The 23,734-nt window shown below is 54.2% G+C and carries 14 protein-coding genes; 6 read left to right on the top strand and 8 right to left on the bottom strand.

The genetic code is table 11. From position 1 onward, the window contains the following. Nucleotides 1–27: 27 nt before the first annotated feature. A complete protein-coding gene (locus PSR63_RS26090; RefSeq protein ID WP_274328974.1) occupies nucleotides 28–2,961 on the bottom strand; it encodes a hypothetical protein in 2,934 nt (977 codons plus the stop codon). A 164-nt stretch (nucleotides 2,962–3,125) separates the two neighbouring features. Next, nucleotides 3,126–4,316, bottom strand: coding sequence for an AraC family transcriptional regulator (locus tag PSR63_RS26095; RefSeq protein ID WP_274328976.1), 1,191 nt, complete (start codon nucleotides 4,314–4,316; stop codon nucleotides 3,126–3,128). 226 nt (nucleotides 4,317–4,542) lie between these two features. On the opposite strand from PSR63_RS26095, the gene PSR63_RS26100 reads away from it, so the two are divergent. Next, nucleotides 4,543–5,628 (top strand): anhydro-N-acetylmuramic acid kinase, encoded by a 1,086-nt coding sequence (locus PSR63_RS26100; RefSeq protein WP_274328978.1) that lies wholly within the window; start codon nucleotides 4,543–4,545, stop codon nucleotides 5,626–5,628. A 3-nt stretch (nucleotides 5,629–5,631) separates the two neighbouring features. Here the strand turns inward: PSR63_RS26100 and PSR63_RS26105 are convergent, their stop codons facing one another. Beyond that, nucleotides 5,632–6,606, bottom strand: a complete 975-nt coding sequence (locus PSR63_RS26105; RefSeq protein WP_274328980.1) for an N-acetylglucosamine kinase — start codon at nucleotides 6,604–6,606, stop codon at nucleotides 5,632–5,634. Nucleotides 6,607–6,635: 29 nt separating this feature from the next. Next, nucleotides 6,636–7,547, bottom strand: a complete 912-nt coding sequence (murQ, locus tag PSR63_RS26110; RefSeq protein ID WP_274328982.1) for an N-acetylmuramic acid 6-phosphate etherase — start codon at nucleotides 7,545–7,547, stop codon at nucleotides 6,636–6,638. Between the two features lie 217 nt (nucleotides 7,548–7,764). Here murQ and PSR63_RS26115 point away from each other — a divergent pair, with 217 nt between their 5' ends. Both PSR63_RS26115 and PSR63_RS26120 read left to right on the top strand, forming a co-directional pair. Beyond that, complete coding sequence (locus PSR63_RS26115) at nucleotides 7,765–9,267, top strand: sodium:solute symporter family transporter (protein WP_274328984.1); 1,503 nt, start codon at nucleotides 7,765–7,767, stop codon at nucleotides 9,265–9,267. Then, on the top strand, nucleotides 9,267–11,570 hold the full coding sequence (locus PSR63_RS26120; RefSeq protein ID WP_274328986.1) for an exo-beta-N-acetylmuramidase NamZ domain-containing protein: 2,304 nt from the start codon (nucleotides 9,267–9,269) through the stop codon (nucleotides 11,568–11,570). The genes PSR63_RS26115 and PSR63_RS26120 overlap by 1 nt, the downstream gene beginning before the upstream one ends. A gap of 45 nt (nucleotides 11,571–11,615) precedes the next feature. On the opposite strand, the gene PSR63_RS26125 is transcribed toward PSR63_RS26120, so the two are convergent. Together PSR63_RS26125 and PSR63_RS26130 are read right to left on the bottom strand one after the other, a co-directional pair. Beyond that, complete coding sequence (locus PSR63_RS26125) at nucleotides 11,616–12,077, bottom strand: hypothetical protein (RefSeq protein WP_274328988.1); 462 nt, start codon at nucleotides 12,075–12,077, stop codon at nucleotides 11,616–11,618. A gap of 58 nt (nucleotides 12,078–12,135) precedes the next feature. Beyond that, complete coding sequence (locus PSR63_RS26130; protein ID WP_274328989.1) at nucleotides 12,136–13,134, bottom strand: DUF1559 domain-containing protein; 999 nt, start codon at nucleotides 13,132–13,134, stop codon at nucleotides 12,136–12,138. A 641-nt stretch (nucleotides 13,135–13,775) separates the two neighbouring features. On the opposite strand from PSR63_RS26130, the gene PSR63_RS26135 reads away from it, so the two are divergent. Together PSR63_RS26135 and PSR63_RS26140 are read left to right on the top strand one after the other, a co-directional pair. Continuing rightward, on the top strand, nucleotides 13,776–16,397 hold the full coding sequence (locus PSR63_RS26135) for a secretin N-terminal domain-containing protein (protein WP_274328991.1): 2,622 nt from the start codon (nucleotides 13,776–13,778) through the stop codon (nucleotides 16,395–16,397). Beyond that, nucleotides 16,398–18,014 carry a proprotein convertase P-domain-containing protein gene (locus PSR63_RS26140; RefSeq protein WP_274328993.1) on the top strand — a complete coding sequence of 539 codons (1,617 nt, stop codon included), beginning with the start codon at nucleotides 16,398–16,400 and terminating at the stop codon, nucleotides 18,012–18,014. Nucleotides 18,015–18,032: 18 nt separating this feature from the next. Here the strand turns inward: PSR63_RS26140 and PSR63_RS26145 are convergent, their stop codons facing one another. After that, a complete protein-coding gene (locus PSR63_RS26145) occupies nucleotides 18,033–18,854 on the bottom strand; it encodes a sialate O-acetylesterase (protein WP_274328995.1) in 822 nt (273 codons plus the stop codon). A gap of 167 nt (nucleotides 18,855–19,021) precedes the next feature. On the opposite strand from PSR63_RS26145, the gene PSR63_RS26150 reads away from it, so the two are divergent. After that, a complete protein-coding gene (locus PSR63_RS26150; RefSeq protein WP_274328997.1) occupies nucleotides 19,022–19,945 on the top strand; it encodes a PLP-dependent cysteine synthase family protein in 924 nt (307 codons plus the stop codon). Between the two features lie 22 nt (nucleotides 19,946–19,967). On the opposite strand, the gene PSR63_RS26155 is transcribed toward PSR63_RS26150, so the two are convergent. After that, nucleotides 19,968–23,720, bottom strand: coding sequence for a sulfatase-like hydrolase/transferase (locus tag PSR63_RS26155; RefSeq protein ID WP_274328999.1), 3,753 nt, complete (start codon nucleotides 23,718–23,720; stop codon nucleotides 19,968–19,970). Nucleotides 23,721–23,734: the final 14 nt, after the last annotated feature.

Here is a 23,734-nt window from a genome sequence, read left to right on the forward strand (position 1 = left end):
TTCTTACAATGTGCTCTGGCTGACAATCTATCGCCAGGTGAGCACGCGAAATAGACCTTTGCGACTGCGAAATCTTTCCGGCATGGCCAGAAGATAGTCGCGAAAGATGCTCAGGAGCATCGACACAACAAAAAATATTCCGCCGCCGATCATCATGTAGACCGCCACGCCTTGGAGCTGCTCAGGCAGGCGGATGTAAACCACAAGCGTGCCAACGTACAGCAACATGGCAATAGCACCGAAGATGGTGGTGGAACGTATTCGGAACAAGATTCCAGTCCCAAGCAGACTCAGTCCGACGGCGATCGCTCCTATTTCGTGGACCAGTCGCCAATACGTCGTTTCACTGTAAAACTCAAAACGTTGGCCTAGCAGGCCGGTCACCATCGGAGCGGCCATGAGCAGGCTGCCAACAACCAGTCCTAGTGTGACCCAATCGTCCTGACGCTCGCCTTCCTGGGCCCACCCAATGTGAGAAGCGATCAGCATCACGAATCCCAAAGCTGCCAATAAGATCTCTAGTTTCTGCCAAGGCTCAAGCGTCAGACCAAATGCAATCAGTAACAACGCAGAGCACCCCTGAAGTATGGCCAGGGCCACGTACCATCGACTGGCCACTCGGGGAACAACAAGTATCGACGCGAATAGCGAAGTGACAATCATTCCCAGCAAGAGAATCAACGTTCCGCCATGAAAACCCACCATCAGCAGACGATTCAGTCCCAGCAGCACACTACCAGTCCCAGCCAGGCTCAAAAGAACTTGTCCGCTGACTCCAAGTGAACGACGTCCAGCCCCCGAGTCAGCACGTCCTAGATCCAATATGCGGTCCACGAGTATGACGACCAGCCCGATTAATCCAAACGTAAACAGCCCCACTTCATACGAAGTACCCCAATAGTGCTCTAGCTGCACCACGGCAGCGCTGCCGGCTAAAAGTGCCAGGATGTTCCCAGCTGACCGATTGGATATGGTTGAGTAAATCACGAAAAACAGGCTCACTTCGAGAAGATAGAGTGCGAGCATCAGTTCGCTCGCTTGCCCTGTAAGTGGCTCCGTTCTCCGAATCGGTAGCACGTAGGCGGAAGCGATCACAGCGAGCGTGAGCAGTCCCGTTCCGCACAAAGCCGCTACCAGCACGTTCGCGCCGATTTGATTGCCGAATCGTCTCGCCACGAGACAATACCCTAGCGGAACGATCATCAGCAACGGGCCAGCCAGATCCCAAGCTTCCCAGTTCAACAAGGCCAATCCACTAAACACGGTCAATAGCACGGCGATGCATGAGCATATCGCGTACGTCATGCCTAGATACACTTGCCGGTCTCGCGCCATCCATAGGCCCAGCCAGCACGCCACTGCGGTTGTCCCTATGGCGGCAGCAAACAACAGCGTTATCTCTTGAGCTAGGAAGAATTGGAAGTTCGTTCGAAGATATCCAGCAATTGCCATCGACAAGGGAACCAGTAGAAACACGCACGCCATCGTCTGCATCGTGGTAGACAATGTGATCGATCGATTTCCCTCTTGCTCTGCCTTCCTCAGGCTGCCGGTGGCCCAGGCAAATGCCTGGAAGACAATTGCCGTCACCGCCACGACCAGCATAATGAGTTCTGCCGTTACCGGGACTGGCAGCGCGTCGACGAACATCACCTCGGCCCAGAGAAAAGTGGCGATCCCTCCGCAGACCCAAACCGCCTGTCGTGTCACGAACAAGTAGGAATAGCCATAAAGATATGTCGCACCGAGGCAAAGACCGACGGCCAGCAACTTCAATTTGGTGCTTGTCACCAGTGATGGCTCATCGAAGGGCAATGGGCCATTCCACCAGAGACTCCACAAGTCGGACAATACCCCGCCGTAGGTCCAGGAACTGACCGTCCAACTCACGAGCACGAAAAGTCCACCCAAGAGGACACAATGTCCGGCACGATAGAAAGCCCTGCCAAAGTCTTCGCGGTTGAACGGCCCATCACCGGGGACGAACGCTCTCTCGGCATGGATTGCGACGGCACCAATAGCAATCAACAGCGAGGAAACCGCGGCGCCTTCCCAGAATCTGGCGACACTTTGGTCGCCCAAGATCATCAGCCCGGTAAGCGTGATGCCCCCGACCATTGCATAGGCGAATAGGGAATCACGAACTAAGTACGCACAAGAAGCATAGAGGACGGCGATGACCAGGGCAGGAATCCACAGGTGCCCTCCCTCATCTAAAACAATCAAACCCTGAGCATCATAGTACCAAAGATGCAGGGGCATGACCAAACAAGCCAACAACGTAAGCCCACGGCCGGCCGTTTCGTATCGCGTGAATCGCAGCAAGTAGGCACCGCTTCCAAGTACCGCGAGGTTTGCGACCGCTGCGCACGCCGCAATCACCTTCGGGTCGTCAAAGAAACCTTGAGTCGCAAGCCAAATAACCAGCCCCAAAACTAAAAGGGCCGAACCGAGCATCATCAAGTATTGGAGGCTCCGCGGATCTAAGACGGCCTCGAGAAGTCGACCAGCGATCGAGTACGACACCTTATGGTCGTTCTCGACAGCGGAACCATCGTCGGTGGATAGATCAACATCTGGTTCAGGTGCCGCCTCTTTCTCATGGTTCTCCCCGTGCCGCTCGACCGTCTGATTGATCTCCGTTTCTAGCTCTCCCTCAATGCGCTGATTCTCTCGTTTCAGGTTCGCCACCAAATGTTCGGGAAGACGCCCTTCGCGTACGTGTTGGTCTAGCTCATGGCTGAGAAAAGCACGGTAGCGCAGCTGTTGCCGCGGGCCTCTTGGGGCCTCGTCTTCTTCGGGAGGCCTTAGGTATTCACACGGCTCGTCTGTGGCATCTAGTCGTTGCAGCCATGCTTCGTAGAACTCTTGAACGCTGGCGTCCAGCTTCCAATATTTTAGATTTTGCATGGCAAACTGGATTGCCTGACGAAGATCTTGCCGACGATCGGACGGTGACATATGCAGTTTCCCGAGTTATAGGCGCAAACATCTTCGGATCTGAAGAAAATCCGTCGCTAATAACATCGCGAAACGACCAGGCAAACGGGTCGAAGAATTTAGAAGTTCATCTTCGGTGGAATAAGACGGACGGGTTACCTGACGAATCGACAGAGAACTTGTATCTATTCGCTAAGAAGCGTTTTCCGAAAACTGCGCGGCGTGGTTCCGAACTTCTTGCGAAAGGCTATACCAAATCGCGTGGCATTGCTGAAGCCGGAACTCAGTGCGACCTCGGTTATGGATAGGTCGCGATTTAAAAGCAATTCCTTGGCACGCTCTAGCTGCACCCGGCGGATTTCCTCTGCCGGTGTTCGCCCCAAGTAGGATTTGAACTGAATCTCTAGGCTGCGACGTGAAAGAGGGACTTCCCTCAAGATATCATCCACTCCAATCCCTTGGTGCGTATGGTTTTGGATGAATCGCAAGGCACGTACGATCATGGGGTCATCGATCGCTAAAAAATCGGTCGATTGACGGCTGGCAACGCCCTGCGGCGGAATCAGTACGGGCTCACTCGGGGCACTCTTACCTTCCATCATCTGATGAAGCATCGCCGCCGCCTCATAACCAATTCGTTCGCAAGCAAGCGAGACAGCCGAGAGGGGAGGCGTCGAAACCTCGCACAGAAGGTCATCCGAGTCACCTGCCAAGATCGCAAAGTCGTCCGGTACGCGAATCGACGAGAAGTGGCAGACTTCGGCCAACTGGCGAGCATGATGGGCATCGACCGCCAGGATGGCAATGGGGCGTGGAAGCGAATGCAGCCAGCGATTGACGCGGCGCTGCTGCTCTCCCCAAGACATCTTTCGCCCTGCACGGTATCCGGGGCGATAGGTATGGCACTCGTGTCCACGGATGGCTACCGCCTGCTGAAAGGCTTCGCCCCGATTGTTCGAATAGCGATGGCTCGGCGGGGCAAAGTAAGCAAACTGCTTGAACCCTCTTGCCAACAGGTGTTCCACCGCAAGCTCTGCCCGGGCAGCCTCGTCCGTGACAACTCGTCCAATCCCAGGCACCGATGGTCCCACGTCGTCGACGTCTACGGCGGGGATTTTATGTTGCTGGATCTGATCGATTTGCTGTCGCGATGACAATCTGGCAATCACACCGTGACCTCGCCATCCGTCCGGCAAAGACGAACGCTGTTCATGGTCACGAGGGTCAATTAGTAAATGCCAAAGGGCGTTCTTCTCTGCGTATTGAGCAATACCTCGAATTATTCGACGCCCCCAGCTCGTCTCAGTTTCGACCATCACGGCGACGACCTGGACCAGGAGTTTTTCGTCAGATGGTTTTGCTGTGTTCGTCATCATCGGACATCGATTTAGTGATCTTCGGGCTATAAAGAGCTTCCTTGCATTCTAGCTTTTCTTAGCCATGGCTATTGCGCAGAAGCGAGAATTATTTATCAAATTGCTCATGTCGTTTTGCTGGGGGCTATCTTCAACTCAGCAGAGGAGTAAGCTGAATCGAACGTTGCCAATCCATTGCCGACACCTTCCCCGCATCAGGGTGGAAAACGAGTGCGCTAAGGTACCCATGAGCGAGAGTCAGCACCATCGTCGCACTGTTATTGGACTCATGAGCGGCAGTTCCGCCAAAGGAGTTGATACAGCGCTCATCTCGACTGACGGCGAAGATTTCGTAAAGTTTCACGGAGGATTACGGCATCCTTACGACGAAGAGCTACGATCGCGGATTCTGGAAGCCTCGCAGCACAACATTCGCTTGAACGAGCTGTTGTTGCTGGAACGTGAGATTACCCTGCATCACGCCGAGGCCGTCGACGTTCTCAAACAACAGCTGGGAACCATCGCGAATTCAGCCAAGCTGATTGGTTTTCACGGCCATACGGTACGTCACCTTCCCAATGATGGAGTGACCATGCAGTTGGGCAATCCTTGGCTTCTGGCCGAGAACACCGGGCTGCAAGTTGTCTCAGATTTCCGACGCCGCGACATGGCTCGCGGCGGGCGGGGTGCGCCGCTGGCTTCCTTCTTTCACCAGGCCTTATTCCACGACGAGAAGTTTCCCGTTGGGGTACTTAACCTGGGAGGTATTGCCAATCTGACCTGGCTTGGCGCGGACGGGTCGATCGTCGCCGCAGATACCGGCCCCGGGTGTGGTCTCTTGGATGAGTGGACCCAGGAAATGGCGGGACTTAGCCACGATATCGATGGCAAGCTTGCTAGCCGTGGTACCGTTCAACAGGTGCTTGTTGATGACTTTCTTTCTGCACCCTATTTTCAGCGACCACTTCCAAAGTCAGCAGATCGCTTCGAATTCGACCATATCGATGTTTCCGGTTTGAGCGTCGAAGATGGTGCTGCCACGCTTTGTGCCGTAACCGTAGGGGCTGTGGAAGCCGCAATCGCTACGATGCCAGGGCCTCTGGGGATCCTCTGGGTAACCGGAGGTGGAGCGCATCATCCGGTGATTATGAAGAGTCTTCGTGAGAGATACCCGATGGTAAGAACCATCGATCAGCGCAATCTGAGTCCGGTGACTCTCGAAGCAGAATGTTTCGCCTGGTTGGCCGTACGTAGCTTGCGAAATCTACCACTAACCATTCCGGAAACAACCGGTTGCTCGCAACCGACCACCGGCGGATTTGTGACGCCGTAATTGCTACGGAAGGATCTCGGACTGTCTCGGCAATTCAGGCTGGGCAAGCATATTCAGAATCGGCAAGACGGGATCATCAATCCGCTGAAGTGTGGCTTGAAACCCGCGAGCGTTCAGCTGCTCAGAAAGCTGGTCGATCAGCGGAGATTTTGCTTGCAAGATTCCGCCTGAGAGCGCGATGTTCATCCCCGCAGGCGGGATTTCCAATCGCGTTTGAAGTGACTGGATTATCTCAGCTAAATCGGTCGCTGCCTTGGCAATGATCGCGACACAAAGCGGATCAGCACCGTTTGCCTCCGACAAGACGATCGGCGCGAACGACGCAACCAACTCACGCAGATCAGCCGTGTCCGCGAGCGCAGCTTTCATTCCAAGGGATGTGCTTGCTCCAAGTGTTTCGCACACTTGCTTGGCCAACCCGCTTGTCGACTCTCCAGATTCGAGCTGGCTTAAAGTCGCGCGAAGCGCTGACCGTCCGATCGCGAAGCCGCTTCCATCGTCCCCCAGCAAGGGCCCCCAGCCACCAGCAACGGCATACCTTCCCAGCGCATCCCGGCCGATAGCTACCGAACCGGTTCCCGCGATCAATCCGATCGACACAGCAGAGCCGCAACCGGCTACCAGGGGAATAAGATCAGGAACGACATAGCATTCTTCGGCCAGTTCCATTTCCCCAAGACGTTGGCAAAGACCGTCTCGTATTCGCTCGTGGAGCGTACCCGCGACTGCAAAGAGCGCGCGATGGCAAGGAAAACCATCGATCCCCGCCTCTGCTTTGGCCAACTTCACCGACTCGGCAATTGCCCTGGCCGCTGCGTCCAGTCCGACTACTCGCGGGTTACCAGCCGCTGCACGGCCAGTTCCCAAAATTGTGTATTGCTTATCAGCCCCAATACGAGCCAGGACACAAGATGTTTTCGTTCCACCGCTATCGACCGCTAACACAAGTTCGCCGGACGATCGATCTCGGTGGGACATGCTGCTTGTTATATTCAGGTGAGTCAGCATTAGCAGCTACGTTCCCGGGTTATTCCCCTGATAGCCTGACGAAGGTGACCATTGGCCTCGCTGAGCAAGATACGTGCTTGCTCAGCAGACTCGCCCGTGTGATGAACCACGATCGCCGTCTTCACCTCGCCATTGCATTGCTCTAAAAGGCGAGAAGCCTCATCTTCGGAGAGCTTCGTAGCCGCTTTGACGATTCGCTTGGCTCGTGCATTGAGCTTGGAGTTGGTCGCCCGCAGGTCGACCATCAGGTTTCCGAAGGTTTTTCCTTGCCGAACCATCGCGCCCGTACTTAGCATGTTGAGCACCATTTTGGTTGCCGTTCCGGCCTTCATGCGTGTCGACCCACTGATGATCTCGGGACCAACAACCGGGGCGATCACCAAATCGCAATGAGAGTGCAACTCGGAGTTATCGTTGCACGTCAAACCAATCGCATAGGCTCCCGATTCCCGAGCATAGTCAAGTCCACCAATAACGTAGGGCGTACGCCCGCTGGTAGCAATCCCGACAACGACATCTTGGGACGATAGTCCAATGGCTTGCAGGTCTTTGGCCCCGAGCTCCGGATTATCTTCTGCTCCTTCCACCGCTGTTGTCATGGCAGTTGGGCCACCAGCAATTAAACCGATCACCTGCTTGGGATCAGAGCTGAACGTTGGAGGACATTCAGCTGCGTCGAGAACGCCCAGTCGTCCGGATGTTCCCGCACCGAAGTAAATCAAGCGACCCGACCGCAGCAGTCGTGTTGATATGGCATCGATCGCCGCGGCAATTTGTAGCGCTTGCTGTCCAACAGCCAAAGCCACGCCTGCGTCCTGGCCGTTGATCAGATTCACCAGATCCAAAGTCGACATTTCATCGAGGTCTTCAGACGCTGGATTACTGGCTTCGGTCGTCAAATGATCGAGCATGATCGCACAATGAATAGGGACCAGCGGGAAAGTGGGGTGCGTAACATTCAGCCCAGTTTAGACGCGGATTGCTTAGCGGCATAGCTTCTCTGCGCAAAAGCGAGATAATTGTGCGCTTGATCATCTAGCGAAAATAGCTACTCAAGCTAGACTAAAAATGGTCCGTCGCGGCTTCGTTTCCCCCATTTATCCCCAACCCAAGGACCGGCTCGCCTGCATGATAATCCTGGCGATTTTGGCGATTCATCCGATCGATGTAGCGATAATCGCTATTTACATCGTGGGGACGACCCTGCTGGGAATTTGGTTGGGGAAGGGGGGCAATTCAACAAACGACTTCTTTCTCGGATCGAAGAACCTGCCGACCTGGGCTCTGCTGCTTTCGATCGTTGCCACGGAAACGAGCACCGTCACATTTTTGAGCGTCCCTGGTCTGGCGTTTAAGGAAGGGGGCAACTTCGGCTTCCTCCAGTTGGCACTCGGCTACATCGTCGGACGCGTTCTAGTACTGGTGTTTCTGCTTCCTCTCTATTTCCAAAACGAAAACTCGACCGCGTACGAAGTCTTTCAACGAAACTTCGGCAGCTCGACCCGGCGACTGGCGTCCCTCTTTTTTCTGATTGCTCGCACCCTTGGCGATGGTCTGCGGCTTTTTCTCACAGCGCTCGCCCTGCAACAAGTAATGCAACTACCGTTTGAGATTAGTGTTGCCATCCTCGCCGTTGCCACTGCTATCTATGCTTTGTTCGGCGGAGTTCGCTCGGTGGTATGGAATGACTGTCTCCAGTTTGGCGTTTACATGGCTGGCGCCATGATTGCATTGTCCGTGATCCTGATGCGTCTTCCTGGTGGCACCGAGCAATACTTTCAGTTTGCTTCGGAAACAGGCCGCTTGAGACTCTTCGATCTCGAATTGTTTCCGACAGAAGGTCACTTAACGCTATGGGCAGGACTGCTGGGCGGGGGAATGCTCAGCCTGGCGACGCATGGTGCCGACCAGCTGATTGTCCAAAGATATCTCTGCGCGAAGGATCAACGTTCCGCCGGCTGGGCACTTCTGTGGAGCGGGCCCATCGTTTTCGCGCAGTTTGCTTTGTTTCTAGCAATTGGCGTCGCTCTGGCCTGTTATTTCACAGAGTTTGATCCCACGAAGGTCAACATTGCTGGCGACCAGGCATTGGCAACGTTTATCGTGGGTGAACTTCCTCTGGGCATCCGGGGAATCATCCTGGCAGCCGTTTTTGCCGCCGCTATGTCAACCCTTTCCAGTTCCGTCAATTCGTCTTCCAGTTCGCTACTGCAAGACTTCGGACGCCAGGCATGGAGTGACTTGCCCGAGGAACGGCGGCTTCGACTTGCCCGTGCTTTTACTGTCCTTTTCACCCTCTCGCAGGCAGCCGTTGCAGTTATTGCTTTCCGTGGCGACTTCGCCGATACCGTCGTCAATCAGGCCTTGGCCATCGCTGGTTTTTCGGCAGGACTATTACTGGGGCTATTCTTTGTTGCTCTGGTCGTTGGCCGCGTCTCAAGCATATTGGCGAACATCGGTCTGCTTACAGGTGCCGCTGTGATTACGCTGGTCGCTTTTCAGACGAGCATCAGTGGTTACTGGTATTCGTTGATTTGTTGTGGTACTTCCTTCGGGGTCACCGTATTTCTCGGATATGTGGTCTCCTGGCGGGGCGAAACTTCCCAAATTGCTTCCTTGGAGGAAGATTAATGAGTCGGCGTTGTTTGGCTGCTTTCCTACTCGCTCTGGCCTGGCTTCTTCCGGGGACATATTTGTCTGCTACACCGCCCCAGTCCCAAGGCCTGGCAGAGGCTATTACTGCGGATATGGATCAGGCAATTGAAGCCGCACTCGGCGAGAAGCGGATGCCCGGCTGCGTGGTCGTTGTCGCTCGTGACGGACAAGTCGTCTACAAGAAGGCACACGGTAACCGTCGAATTGAACCCTCGGTCGAACCGATGACGACCGATACGGTGTTCGATATGGCGTCGCTTACCAAGCCCATCGTCACGGCCACCAGCGTGATGCAACTGGTCGAAGCTGGCAAGGTGGAGTTAGATGCACCAGTTGTCACCTACTTGCCAGAGTTTCGCGGGCATGGCAAAGAAGAGATCACCATCAAGCAGCTTCTGATCCATACAAGTGGCCTTACCCCGGACAATGCCTTATCCGATTATGAAAGTGGCTGGCCAGGGGCTTACGAGAAGATCTGCAATCTCAAGCTGCTGTCAGAACCTGGAGAGCGTTTTCGCTATTCCGATGTCGGTTTCATTCTGCTTGGTGAAGTAGTTGCCCGCGTTGCGAAGATGCCACTGGACCAGTACGCCACCGAACATATCTTCAAACCACTGGGCATGAACGAGTCGGGTTACAACCCAAGCGAAACGTTAGCCAAACGTGCCGTTACCACTACCAAAGTTGGCGGAACGTGGTTGCGGGGAACGGTGCATGATCCGCGCGCACGCTATTGCGATGGCGTTGCCGGCCACGCAGGCCTGTTCAGTACGGCAAATGATCTGATGCTTTATGCCCAGGCAATGCTCGACGCCCGCAATCCAGAGTCCAAACAACGGCTCGGGGCAACAACGTTGGCAGCAATGACCAACTCATACGATGCCGCAGGCAATCTTCGTGGGCTGGGCTGGGACAAGCAAAGTGGCTACTCGAGCAATCGCGGCAAGTCGATGAGTTCGTCCGCGTACGGCCACGGTGGATTCACGGGAACCGCACTATGGATTGATCCCAAGTTGGAACTGGTGGTGCTTTTTCTCTCGAATCGCGTTCACCCGAATGAGAAGGGCTCTGTCAACGCTCTTGCCGGTCAGATTGGAACGATCGCCGCAGACGCTTGTCGAAAGGCTGACATGAATTCAGCCAGCACGGGCACCAAACTGGGCGTCGATGTACTCGCCGATAGCCGGTTCGAACTGCTCCGGGGGAAAAAGGTTGGCCTGATTGCCAATCACACTAGCCGAAACAAAGCCGGCAAGCCGACTCATTTGCTCCTTGCCGAGTCGCCGGAAGTGAACTTGGTGGCCTTATTCAGCCCAGAACATGGTTTCGCTGGCCGTCTCGATCAGTCTCATATTGGCGATGCTGTCGATCCGGCAACTGGCATCACGGTGAAGAGTCTTTATGGCGAATCTCGCAAGCCTACGCCTGAGCAATTAGAAGGGATCGATATCCTGGTTTTCGACATTCAGGACATCGGCTGCCGCTTCTATACGTACATTTCCACGATGGGGTTGGCTATGGAAGCCGCAGCAGAGCAGGGCATCCCCTTTGTGGTGCTCGACCGTCCGAACCCGCTAGGCGGCGTTGTGATTGAAGGCCCTCTGCTTGATCGCGAAGAAGAGTCTTTCGTTGCGTTCCACTCCGTCCCTGTTCGGCACGGAATGACAATCGGTGAGTTGGCGAAGATGATGAACGAGGAACGTGGTTGGAAGACCGATCTAACGATCGTTCCTCTTTCAGACTGGAAGAGGGACCAACTTCTTTTCGATACCGGGCTCCCATGGCGAAACACGTCTCCCAACATGCGGAACTTAACCCAAGCGATGATCTATCCTGGGGTAGGGCTACTGGAGACGACCAATGTATCTGTTGGCCGCGGTACGGATACGCCATTTGAAGTGCTAGGGGCTCCGTGGATCGATGGTCCGGAGCTCGCTTCTCGGATCAACGCGTACAACTTGCCTGGAGTCCAAGTCATCGGTGTCGAGTTCACTCCTCATTCCAGCAAGTACGAAGGCAAGCCATGCGGTGGCGTCAATTTCATCATCACAGACTGGGACACTTTTCGGCCCCTTGACCTCGGCTGGGCGACAGCTTCCAGCCTTCGCGAGCTTTACCCCGATGCCTGGAAGACCGATCGTTTGTCTGTCCTATTAGGTAACGGACGCGTCAAGCAGAACATTCTTCAGTCAAAGTCTCCGCAAGAGATTTCTCAGGCTTACGAGGACGACCTCGAAAAGTTCGCCGAGCGTCGCGCCCCCTTCCTGATCTACCCATAAAAAAGGGAAGCCCCATGGCTTCCCTCTCGCCCTGCAACAGTGGGCCTATTTTAGTTCGATCAGAAAATCGGTCTTTCCGTCCTCTGGAACTTCAACCACGATCCCAGACTTCTTGGGATCATTAAACTTTGTCGGAATCTTGAACTTCGGTGGGGGAATCGGATCGAAATTGGTCACCCCGTAATCAGGCGGAGGAGGGGGACCAACGTAGGTAACTGCCACGCGGTGCGAACCGCTCGGGGCTCCGTCACCGACATCATTCGTCCCCAGCGTGAAGTTACCGTCCTCGTCCGTGATCCCGGCGGCAGGTCTGCCTTCTTCCGGAATGAACTGAATCTGGTAGTACTCGAGCGGTTTGCCCTGGTACTTAGCCACACCAGAGGCCGGTGAGGTTGGAACAATATCGCCCGTTGGAACATTGTTGCAGCCCAACGCGAACGCACCGAGGATCAGTGCCCCTACGTAAACAAGTCTTAGTGAAACGCCTGGCCAACGTTCGGTAATCACAGGAAACCTCATTTTCAATCGTATTCAACCTCTTAGCAGGTTCGTAGGATTGCCCTCGTTAATTGCGAGAAATGACTTCGCCGCCAGCCATGCTACCCATCGCTCGCCAGGTTGCGTCGTCGATTGTGTCCGGTATAAACGCGACAGAACCATCGGCAAACGCCGTTTGTACGCCACCGGGGTGATAGCTTCGTGCAGCCAGGTGGCCGCGCGATCCGTGCGAACCGTCGACACAGTCCCGAAGTCGGGCATTCGGCGTCAGCGTGTGAGTGTAGAACGTTGTCACGACCAGGCCGCGATAGTATTGCAGTCCGCGATAGTTCCACGCCGAAGTGCTACGGGTTTCACAAACGGACGGAGGCGTTTCGGCATCGGCATTCCAGAAGCCCGCAGTGACTGACGTCGCGACACGAAAGTCATTTGGATCACCGGCTGCGACGACCGTCTTTGTTGAAGAACCACTCGGCCCCTTCTTAATCTCAGAAAACAGTGCCGTATTCGTTGTGCCATCAGTCATGTCCGCAAACCGGGTAGCCGAGTTGCGGAAAAAAGGCCCTCCAAGTTGCGAGGCAATTTCGCTTGGGATCACCGTGGCCGTTGCCCCCAGATTCTGCATGTAGCTCGCTCCACCGTACACCGTACCGCTGCCTGCGATCGAATTTCCGGCCGGTTGAATATCGGAAGGACATTGATAAGGCGTGATCAACTGGTTGGTAGCTTCCGAATTGACCGTGCTTCCGTTAATAGAGTACGAAAAGTCGAACAACTTGTAGCTGTTGCCTTGTTCTAAAAAGGGCAAGATAAAAGCGTGCGTGGAAGCATCCGGGGTACCGCTCGTATCACGGCATTGCCCAGGTGGAAAAACCCGATGCGTGCTTTCATAGTTGTGAAGTGCTAAGCCGATCTGCTTGAGGTTGTTGCTGCACTGCATCCGGCGAGCGGCCTCCCGGGCTTGCTGCACCGCAGGCAGTAGAAGTGCGATCAAAACACCAATAATGGCAATCACGACGAGCAATTCGACAAGCGTGAAGCCCTGGGCCCGATGCGAGCGTTTCATAACCAGTCCTTTTAGGAAAAGTAGAAAATCGACGCCCGAATGCCTCCAGGAAGCCTCAGGTCGATCGAAAAAATGAATAAGACCCACTGACACGGAGAATTCTAGCAAGGACTATCTCGCAAATTCTCTACGATAAATGACTAAACTTTCTTTGTTTTGCGCACCACAAAACCAAAAACGCCTAGACATGCTTAGATTCGATTAGCGCCGACGACGACTCGCTAGCTAACTCTTTTCCTCAATTGCTGGCAAATAATGAGGCGGAAAGCGTTTGTTACCCCAAGTCTGAAACGCCGGTCTGGACGTTGTCGGGTGTTACGTCATTGGTCACAGAGCTGGCTGAGGCGAAAAGAGGCTAAATTGCATGGAAATAGAAAACATTGACGTAATCGGGAAGACGATCTAAAACGTTACTTAGTAAAGATTTGTTGTCCTGCCGATTGCCTACCAACGATTTCGTTGTACCCACCTGGATTTCCCTGTCTCGAGTTCGTTTGAGACAGCTTCCGCCGCAATGCCAAGCAAGCAGTCCTGCCTTATCTGCCATTGATAACTTGGCCCCATGCGAACAGGTACAGCAATACATCGCTTACCACTGGCGTGCCCGCTGAAACAACCACGGGAGCCGGGAGCCTTACCCGGTGAAGCAAACCATGTATCGCGTTTCCTATTCGTTATCTGCTTCTTTTTACGGCGCCTTTGCCTTGGCGCTGTTGGGTCAAACCAATGCATTCGGGCAAGCAAAAGACGCTTCTGTCGAGCTACCAGTCCCACCAGTTGAAATGGTGATCAGCGACGAGACCGGAACCGAAGTGGCGTCGCCCGATATGGAGGGAAAGCTGCGGTTCTCGTTCAGTGGTGCTTCATGGCGTGAGGTGCTCGACTGGATCGCGGAAGCCGGAGACCTTTCGCTCTACGTCGACGATGTGCCCACTGGCAGTTTTACGTATTCGGACAGCCAGTACTTCACGGTCGACGATGCTGTCACCCGCCTGAATCTTTTCCTGTTGCCTCGTGGTTATGCGTTGGTCCGCAAGGGGCAATTGTTATCGGTTATCAATCTCGGCGATCCTCGCGGGCTTCAACAGTTGAACGCGATGGCCCGGGTCGTTTCTACCGATGAACTCGACCAGCTGAACGATCATGAAGTGGTTAAATGCTTCATCAAACTAGGGAATGTTGTCGCCACGGAAGCCATCAGCGAGATGGAACCTCTTTCGCTGATGACCACCCCGGTTGTTCTTCCTAAGTCAAATCAGCTCATCATCACCGATACGGCGAAGAACCTTCGCAGTGCGCTGCAAGTTCTCGCATCGATGCAAGAACCTCAAAGGGACGAAGCGGCCATCCGTCGTTTCGATCTGAAGCATGCCGATGCGGCCACCGTGCTGCTGGTAGCTGGAACTCATTTGGGAATTCCTGAGAACGAAATGAGTGGGATCGACATCACGATTACCACGGATACGTCAGGAAGACGCCTTTACGCGGTGGGTTCGGAGGAGAAGCTCAATCGACTTGAATCGCTGATAAAAGTCGTTGACGTGCCTGAGGAATCGGAAGAATCGCCGATCGAAAAGACGCTCGTGTCCCATTCGGTTAGCGGAGACAACTTGCAAGCCGTTTATGACGTGCTTCAAACGATCCTGGCTGATAAGTCTCTTCGTCTGTCGATGCAGGAAAATAGTAACTCGATCGTCGCCCTGGCCGATGCTGATACTCACCAGCTTATCCGCGACACAATTCAAGAACTACAGGCTCCTTCTGTTGAGTTTTCTGTTGTCGAACTGAATTCCGTTGATCCTTACTTTGCCGTCTCGCTCGTGGCAGAAATGTTCGGCGTCACAGACGAAGACGAGGATAGTGACGACGAAGCTCGTGTGCCACCGCCGAAGGTAGATGCCGACCCAGGCAATCGACGCCTGTTTGTTCGCGGTACCGCGGAGCAAATTCAACAAATTGAACAGTTGGTTGAACGTTTGGAATCCCGCAAAAGCAGCGGGACCGATTTACGGTTCGTTCCTCTGACCGGTCCCAAACGTCAGAACCTATTGCAAACGGCCAAGAAGTCGTGGGGAGGCGATAACTGCCTGCAGATCTTGCCTGCCGAAAGAGCCACCCAGCAACAATTCATTGAACGTTCGCTTCACTCCGAAGACGAGAAAAGCGACAAGGACACGCAAGAAGTTGTTCCCACGAACTCATCTCAGGATGACGCTCCTCGTCTGAAGAGCTCGCCAGAGCATCCAGACGACGAGAGTGATAACAGCTTTGTCTCCCTGCCAGAAGGAGGCGACACGATCAACACCTCAGCGACGGTGAAAAACGCCAACGCTCCGATTCGTAGCCAAGTAGTCCCCAACGGTATTCTTCTTCAATCGGACGATATCGAAGCGTTGGATCGATTCGAAGAGCATCTCCGCTTGCTCTCGGCGCAAGACAAGAACGCGATTTCGCCCACGGTGATCTACTACCTGAAGTATGTATCCGCAGAAGAAGCGGTCAAAATGCTGGCCGACCTGCTAGATGGTGGGAATGCCTTGAATGATACACCGACCGATACGCTCGTACGCGGTTCGGTGGGGAATCTCGGCAGCTTTTATGGCAGCCTACTCTTCGAGCGAGACGGCGTAACGACGGTTACCGCCGGCACGGCAACGATTGTGTCTGACGCCCGGCTCAACCGCTTGATCGTTCAAGGCACTCGAGAAGATATCGCGACAATCGAAAGTTATATGAAAATCATCGACAAGGACTCCAGTATCACTGATGTTGAGACTTCAGGGCGTTCGCGGATCATTGAATTGAAGCATGCCCGCGCAACGGAAGTGGCCGAGATGATCCGCGAGGCATTTCCTGATCGTGTCGACATGTCGGCCCAGCGAAATGCCCAGGCTCTTCAGGCAAACGCCGCTCAGAATAACAACAAGGGGAACAATAAAGACCAACGCGGCGATGACAATCAGCGAGGCTTTCAAGAGAAGCCTACCCGCGGAAGCAAACCGACCATGGCTGTCGCCGTTCACGAAGCGAGTAACTCGCTCGTAATTACCGCTCCGGATGCACTCTTTGCGGAAGTGGAACAACTGGTCGCTTCGGTGGACAAACGTAGCGAACGAGCCGTACGAGTTATCACGGCGACCAACGGAATCAACCTGGAAATGATCGAGCAAGTTCTGGCTGAACAGGCCGGCGATTCGTCCCGAACGAGCACTCCCTCGCGTTCGTCCTCATCGTCAAGCACCAGCCGAACGAAGGGGCGTTAAATGATTCCCCAACTGTGTGACTATCGCTTTTTTTTGACGGCAATCATGGTCGCGATTATGTCCGGCGTCAGCTTTGGGCAAGGCGAATGGATCCATCGTATCGACGACGACAACAATGGTTACATCGAACCGGATGAGATTTCCGAGCGAGGTCGACGCTATCTCGAAGAATTCGCAATTCCTTACGGCCTGAGTCTCTCTCGCCCAAACTCCGTCAAGAAACTGGAACAAGCAGCCCGGCTTCACGCCGCTCGCCGTGATCGCGACAAAGACGCCACTTTGCCGCCCGCGAGAGAACCGGAAGGCATGAAGGGATTCGGCGTTGATCCCGAGAAGCCGCTAATTCCCGGTTTTGGTCTTCGTGAAGTGAAATACCCCTACACGCAAGCGGATCTCGACGAAGCCGACTCCATGCTTCGTCGCTGGGATCGTAATGACGACAGCAAGTTAGATCCTCGAGAAATTGAGCGGGCCAAATGGTCAGGACATGACCCACTCGATAGCGACTTCGATAAGGATGGAAGCCTCACGAAGCTGGAACTCTCTCAGAGATATGCTCGACGCCGTAGCGAGTCGCAGCGCACGATCATGTCGGTCGGTTCTTTGAACGAGGCACCCCAATCACAAGAAGACAATCGAGATGACAGCGATCGCCGCAATCGAATGCGGGCCGGCAGTTCTCGGGGTGGTGACCGCGGCAGTGCTTCGCTGGCCGATAGCATCCTTGAGCGATATGACTTCAACCGCAACGACCAACTTGATCCGCAAGAGATGGCCAGCGTTGGAATTTCGATTGCCAGAGTCGACTACGACCGAAACGGGGCAGTCGACGAGAACGAGTTTGCCCGATACTTGAACGAAGAACTGGAACGGGAAGCCAACGCTAGTCAAGAAGCGATCCCGACCTGGTTTTTCGAGCGGGATGGAGATGGCGACAAGCAAGTCTTAATGTCTGAGTTCACCGAAGAGTGGGACGAAGCGAAGCTCGAAGAATTCGCATCGTACGATCATAATCGCGATGGCATGATCACGATTAATGAAGTGCTAACCTCTCAAACGGTTGCGGGCGGAAAGTTCTCCAGTTCTCAGGCTCAATTGCTGCTTCCCAGATCGATGGTCGTCTCCGAAATCGAAGTATCGGACGATTATCTGATCGGAGATTTGAACGTGCAGCTTTCTATTACTCACACCTATACCGAACAACTTGATGGCTACCTGATCGGCCCCGATGGCCAACGCATCGAACTCTTTACTGGTGTCGGAGGTAGCGACGACCACTTCGACAAGACAATCTTCGACGACGACAACGGCGAGCGTATCACGCGTTCTCGCGCACCATTCCGCGGAACGTTTCGACCGGAAGCGTTAGAGAAGCGGCAGCCAGGGCTGAACCACTTCAAAGGCAAAAACCTCAAAGGGACCTGGCAGTTGATGATTCGGGCCAGTCGTAGCGAGAGGTCTGGCGTTTTGCACGGTTGGTCGCTTCTGGTCAAACCAGACCAAGAAGCGGTCGACAACCCCGAATCCGTTGCCCAGCGGCTAAACCCGACGGAAAGCCAGCCAGACGAAGGATCCTCGCCGTCCGAGGCTCCTCAGGTTCTACCGCCGCAGCCATGAGCGTTGGAGAGTAGAAAACTACTCTTGGGTCGCTTTCGCGTTGAACTCCAGAAATGCTTTTGCATAGCGTTTTCCGAACTCACGATACGAATCAGCATTGAAGTGGACCTTGTCACCTTTGTGCGTTAGTCCATCTGATTTGATGAAGAGGACCTTGTCGTCTGCCTTCGCGATATCCTGGTGTGCCTTATCAACCTGCGACTTGGCTTCGTTCCAAGGATTCTCTTCAAACTGGCCTAACTGGCCGATGATAAATGGCACATCCTCCGCGTCGAGTTCCTTGCGAAACCGAGCGATCAGCTCACGCAGTTTTTGCTCATAAATCTCGGCTCTTTCTGGTCGCGAGTCAGATTCGCCCTGATGCCAAAGAATTCCCTTTAACTGGCCTGATTGAAGCGCTACGCTGGCTCGCTTCATTGCGTCGTCGTACGGATACGACTTGGTCGGGGCATCCCAGGCACCGGGCACCCACGATTTGATTGGTGAACCACCCACAGCACAAGGAATCAAGCCAATAGTGATGTCCGGGTTGTCTTTGGAAACCTCCAGCCCGAATGTACGCCCCAGGCCCACACCCACGATGCCTGGCTTATCAAAGTGCATCGGGTCGACGGCCGGTACCCATTTACCCTGCTTGTTGAACATGAGCACTTTGGGGTTCTTCACTTGGTCGTCAGGGGTGACCTTACCACGTCCAGCCATATTGGACTGACCCACCAAGAGAAACAAGTGAAACTTGTCCTTGGCAGGAACATCTGCTTCTTCACTTCTTCCAGTCGCCACAAGCGATGACGTGACTAGTAGACAGACAAGAGCAATCAGAAGGAGTTTTTGTCGCATGATGAGCATCTTTTGATCAGGTTCTCAGGTTTTGTCGTCGGAAGGGAAAGAATCAATTGCAGGAGCGCAAGTCCTTACTTTAACCAAATGCTGCCGCGATTTATACTTCCGGACTTCGCTTGCGTTTTATCACACGTTGTTTTATCGCTCTTGCTTCCGAAACCACAATGATCGATCCCTTAGCCATCCTTGCAAACAGTCGCGTGACCACTCCGTTGGTTCCCATTGAGCTGCCCGAACACGGAGTGCCTGTGTGGTGCAAGCTGGAGTATCTGAATCCAAGTGGCTCGACCAAGGATCGCATTGCCCGCTACATCCTCTCAAAAGCGATGCGCAGTCAGCTAATTCAACCAGGCGACCAAGTCGTCGAGGCTTCTAGTGGTTCTACGAGTATTGCGTTTGCCTTGGTGTCGGCTCAGTTGGGACTTCAGTTCACGGCCGTAATGCCAGAGAACGTCAGCCCCGAACGTGTCAAGATAATTCGAGCTTACGGTGCACACGTCGAGCTTACCCAAGCCAAGGACGGAATTGATGCTTCGATTCGCTTGGCTCAGCAAATCTCCGAGCAACACAATGCGTTCTGGCCGCGTCAATTCTCAAACCCTGACAATGCGAAAGCCCACTGCGATGAAACCGCAGCCGAGGTGCTTTGCCAGATTCCTAGCGGCAAGGTCGACGTCTTTGTCAGTGGCGTCGGAACAGGAGGGACTCTTGTCGGCGTGACCCAGGGACTCACCTCCGCAGGCTGTAGGCTCACGCCGGTATTGGCTCGTCCCGTCAGCAATCGACTCATTGCCGACGTTGAATGCTGCAGCTTCAGTACAAGAATCCCTGGCGTCGTTGATGGGCTTTCCACGATCTTTCGCGAAGCCAACTTGCCAGCATTGAAACAGTTTGAGATCTCGGACGAAGAAGCCATCCACACCACACGGCAGTTGATTCGCGCCGGCTTCCCGGTAGGTCCAAGTTCTGGATTGAACTATCTCGCAGCCGTCCATGCATACCGAGAACACGGTGGCGATCCGGTCTGTTTGACTGTCTTTCCAGATCGTATGGAACGATATTTCTCGACCGATCTGTTTGCAAAGTAGTGGAAAGGATCTGGATCTCAACTCACTCGTTGTCAGTCAGACGACTGGCTAACTGGGCGCTCAACGTCTGCCGAATCGATCGGTAGTTCGACTCATCTGCAACATTGTTGGATTCTTCCGGATCCTTCTTATGGTCGTACAGTTCAACTGCGTCTACCTGTCCGGTCTTAAAGTCACGCCATTCGGTATAGCGGAAATCATTGGTACGTAGCGAGTAGCCCATCACCTCTGGCTTTCCCTTGTAATAGGCAGGACGCGGGTGTTGCGTCAAAGCTCCGCTGCGGACGACGGCATCCGGGTTCTCGAGAACGGGCCTTAGACTCTTGCCATCGAGGGGCGACTGCGGCGTTATTCCACTTAGCTGCAAAAGCGTGGGATAGAGGTCGACGAGTTCGACAAGCGAACGACTTTGTTTGCCGGAGGTCGTCATTCCAGGCTGAGAGATGATAAGCGGTACACGCGCATCGAGTTCAAAATTGCTTGTCTTACACCACAGGTCATGCTCGCCAAGGTGAAATCCGTGGTCCGACCAAAGCACGACGATCGTGTTCTCAGCGAGTCCCTGCTTTTTCAATTCATCGAGTACCTTTCCAATTTGCGTGTCGAGAAAGGAAATCGCGGCGTAGTAGCCGTGATTCAATCGCAGGTTCTGCTCGGCGGTAATTTCACCAGTCCTTGGCATGTCCGCATAACCGCGAACTTCTCGGCTATCATGGAGCGCGATTTCCGGGGCATTCGATCCGGGCAGATCCTTGATATGCTGTGCGATCTCGTCCACGTCGTACTGGTCCCAATACTTCTGCGGGGCATTGAATGGGAGGTGGGGCTTCCAGAACCCGACGGCCAGAAAGAACGGCCGTCCTTCCTTAGCTCGCTGCTGAATTGCCTCGACCGCGGCCTTCGCGATACGGCCGTCGAGGTATGCCTCGTCGGGTACGTCGACCATTTGAGTGGCTGGTCCTTTTGGAACCTGGTGCATTTCAAATGGCTCTCCCTCGACGTACCAATCGTTCGAGTGAGCACCCCAATCGTATTTTGCCGGAACGCTCCACGACTGTGCGTCGTTCTGAATGTTCTGACGATAGTTGTGATAGACCTTGCCAAGATTCTGCGTGAAGTATCCTTCCTTTTTGAAACGCTCGGGAAGTGTTACGACGTCCGATCGCTTTTCCCGAAAATGTGCTACGAGGTTCCAGATTCCGAGTGAATCTGGATACATGCCTGTCATGAGCGAAGCACGAGAAGGATTGCACAAGGCCTGTTGGCAATAAGCACGCTGGAACAACAAACCACGGCTGGCTAGAGCGTCGATGTTGGGGGTCTGAGCGATCGGGTCATCATAACATCCTAACTGCACGCGAAGGTCATCCACGGCGATGAACAACACATTCGGCGCGTCAGGCGCCAAACTCGTCTTTTGCTTTGGATCCACAGCTGGTGTTGGTGGCAGCAAGAGTATTCCACCAGTCCAGGTTAGTTGAGGAATCGCGATCCGATCCCCAGCAGACAAGTCACACTTGTAGACCCGCATCTTGGTGCGGCCACCATCGGTGTAGTGAAACGTGACACCTTCGACCGGTTGCCATTCCGGCAGCTCGGCCGGTTTTACCGATGCGGAAATCGCCAAGTAAACGGTTTCGTCTTTGGAAGTGGTGACAAATGCAGGCTCAGCTTCCCCACCATTGCCGCGTAGAAACTGCCAACCCTTGAAACGCTCAGGCACGGAGTCCCAGACATAGGGCCGGTTTCCGTATGCTTTTGCCCCATCTTCAAATGGATGCACAGCAATCACACGACGTTCGATCGTTAAGGGACCAACCTGTTTCGTATCGTACGGCTTCCAGTTGTTCTCAAGGTGGTAGAAGTGACCATCTTCCGCTCCGATGAATAGGTCGGGGCGATCGTCTTTATTCCAGTCAACAACCGTAGGGCTCGTCGTGTGCCCGGCCAGGCGATGAGGATGGACTTGAACGGGTGCATCAAAAGCCCACGGCTTATCTTTCGTCGAAACGTTTCGCATCAGGTCGACGCTACGACTGTTGAGCAGCAGGTCTAATTTGCCATCGCCATCCCAGTCAGCGATACAGATCTTGCGTCGCCCACTTCCTCCGGCCATCTTCGCATTGAGCTGAAGCGGTTCGCCCCTTCGATTGGTAAAGATTCGCTTGCCGGGCCGCAGGATCAATTGGTCGCCGACCTTCTCTCGTTGGAACCAAGCTAGATACCCTTCGTGATCCAGACAGACCAAGTCGTTCAGTCCATCTTCGTCCAGGTCGATCACAACCGGTGTCGTACGCCACTGGGTGGCTAACTCCTTACCCTCCGGCTTCCACCAGTTCCACGCCGGATGGGGAGGAGCTCCTTCCCATTGGACTTCCACTGGTTGGGCTTCCGCTAGTTCATCAATTTTTCCAAGGTTGCGATACCACTCGACCTTGCCCCAAATCGAATTGACGATCAGGTCATCCTTCCCGTCATGATCCCAGTCGGCCACGCTGAGAGTTGTATATCCCCACTTTGCTTCGGCCGGTCCCTGAATCGATCCATTTGGTCCTGCCTGGGGACGAATTGGTTTGCCATTCGCCTTCAGCAGTTTTGCGTCTGCCCACTTGGGAGGATTGCCACCATCGAGGTTTTCGAAGAAGGCGATGTTCCCGGCCGAGTTCCCTGTGATGATGTCTTCGTCGCCGTCACCGTCCCAGTCGACACCGACTGGCGTTGCCAGCGCACCGAACTTGAGCGAGTCAGCCTCTTGCTGAAAGTATTTCGGAGGGAGAAATTGCGGCAGGCCATCGACAACTTTTCCGGTATTCTCTACCAGCGCGACGCGACCATCTTCGTCACCCACGACAAGATCCCAGTCACCATCCCGATCCCAATCGAATGCGGTCGGCGTGATCATCTGCAGGTCCATCGCCAGCGGTTGCCCCTCGTAGGAAAGCCGCTTACCAGACGCAAACTTCGGGCGCTCTCGACTGCCTACATTTTGGAAGTAGGTGAAGCCATCCAGGAATTCTCCGCAGAGCAAGTCTAAATCGCCATCGCCGTCGAAATCTGCCAAGTTCGGAGAAGGCATGCCAAAGACGTCGACCAGTTGACCACCAGCTTCCAGCTTGGTTGGTTCGGCATAGGTCGGCTTCTCCGTCGTCCCTGTATTGCGAAGGAGATAAACATATCCATGCAACGGTCCACGAGTCCAGTTTCCTTCAGCGTCGAACGCGTCGTCCCAGCCGTACTCCTTCCAGTCACCTACGCCGATCAGCAAGTCCGTCGCGCCATCGTTGTCGTAGTCGACATAGCGCCACTGGTTAGCTCGCACACGATTCGGGTGGACGTTCTTGGTCGGATAGATCGACTTATTCTCCTGGAATTCACCCCCTAAAAAGTTCACCCATTCGGTGCCGGGAGAAAGAACGCGAGGCTTGCCGTCGACGAACGAGACGTGCACCGAGTGCATGCCTGGACCAACTTTCACTGGCGGTTTAAAAGTTGGGAACCTGGCATCATCGCCGGGATTCTCGAAAAGATACATCCCGTTAAAAGGAACATCGGGACATGAGACCACAAGATCGGTATCTCCATCTCCATCCCAATCCATCGGCATAGGCCAAGCCCACAGTCCCACCCCCAAGTCGACCTTCAAACCAGGGTTTCGGTATTTCACGACCGCCAGGTCGTCGTCCGCAAATACATGTGATTTACCACCGCACACAGCAAGCAGCAGTGCTGCACAAACGATTATTCGTCTTAGTAACGAAAGGGATTCTTTAAGCATGGAAAGGCATTCTT

This window comes from Bremerella sp. P1 (assembly GCF_028748185.1).
Taxonomy (GTDB): domain Bacteria; phylum Planctomycetota; class Planctomycetia; order Pirellulales; family Pirellulaceae; genus Bremerella.

Excerpts from the sequence above, each read along its gene's own strand:
- PSR63_RS26090 (WP_274328974.1), bottom strand. The coding sequence starts at position 2,961 with ATGTCACCGTCCGATCGTCGGCAAGATCTTCGTCAGGCAATCCAGTTT.
- PSR63_RS26095 (WP_274328976.1), bottom strand. The coding sequence starts at position 4,316 with ATGATGACGAACACAGCAAAACCATCTGACGAAAAACTCCTGGTCCAG.
- PSR63_RS26100 (WP_274328978.1), top strand. The coding sequence starts at position 4,543 with ATGAGCGAGAGTCAGCACCATCGTCGCACTGTTATTGGACTCATGAGC.
- PSR63_RS26105 (WP_274328980.1), bottom strand. The coding sequence starts at position 6,606 with ATGTCCCACCGAGATCGATCGTCCGGCGAACTTGTGTTAGCGGTCGAT.
- murQ (WP_274328982.1), bottom strand. The coding sequence starts at position 7,547 with ATGCTCGATCATTTGACGACCGAAGCCAGTAATCCAGCGTCTGAAGAC.
- PSR63_RS26115 (WP_274328984.1), top strand. The coding sequence starts at position 7,765 with ATGATAATCCTGGCGATTTTGGCGATTCATCCGATCGATGTAGCGATA.
- PSR63_RS26120 (WP_274328986.1), top strand. The coding sequence starts at position 9,267 with ATGAGTCGGCGTTGTTTGGCTGCTTTCCTACTCGCTCTGGCCTGGCTT.
- PSR63_RS26130 (WP_274328989.1), bottom strand. The coding sequence starts at position 13,134 with ATGAAACGCTCGCATCGGGCCCAGGGCTTCACGCTTGTCGAATTGCTC.
- PSR63_RS26140 (WP_274328993.1), top strand. The coding sequence starts at position 16,398 with ATGATTCCCCAACTGTGTGACTATCGCTTTTTTTTGACGGCAATCATG.
- PSR63_RS26145 (WP_274328995.1), bottom strand. The coding sequence starts at position 18,854 with ATGCGACAAAAACTCCTTCTGATTGCTCTTGTCTGTCTACTAGTCACG.
- PSR63_RS26150 (WP_274328997.1), top strand. The coding sequence starts at position 19,022 with ATGATCGATCCCTTAGCCATCCTTGCAAACAGTCGCGTGACCACTCCG.
- PSR63_RS26155 (WP_274328999.1), bottom strand. The coding sequence starts at position 23,720 with ATGCTTAAAGAATCCCTTTCGTTACTAAGACGAATAATCGTTTGTGCA.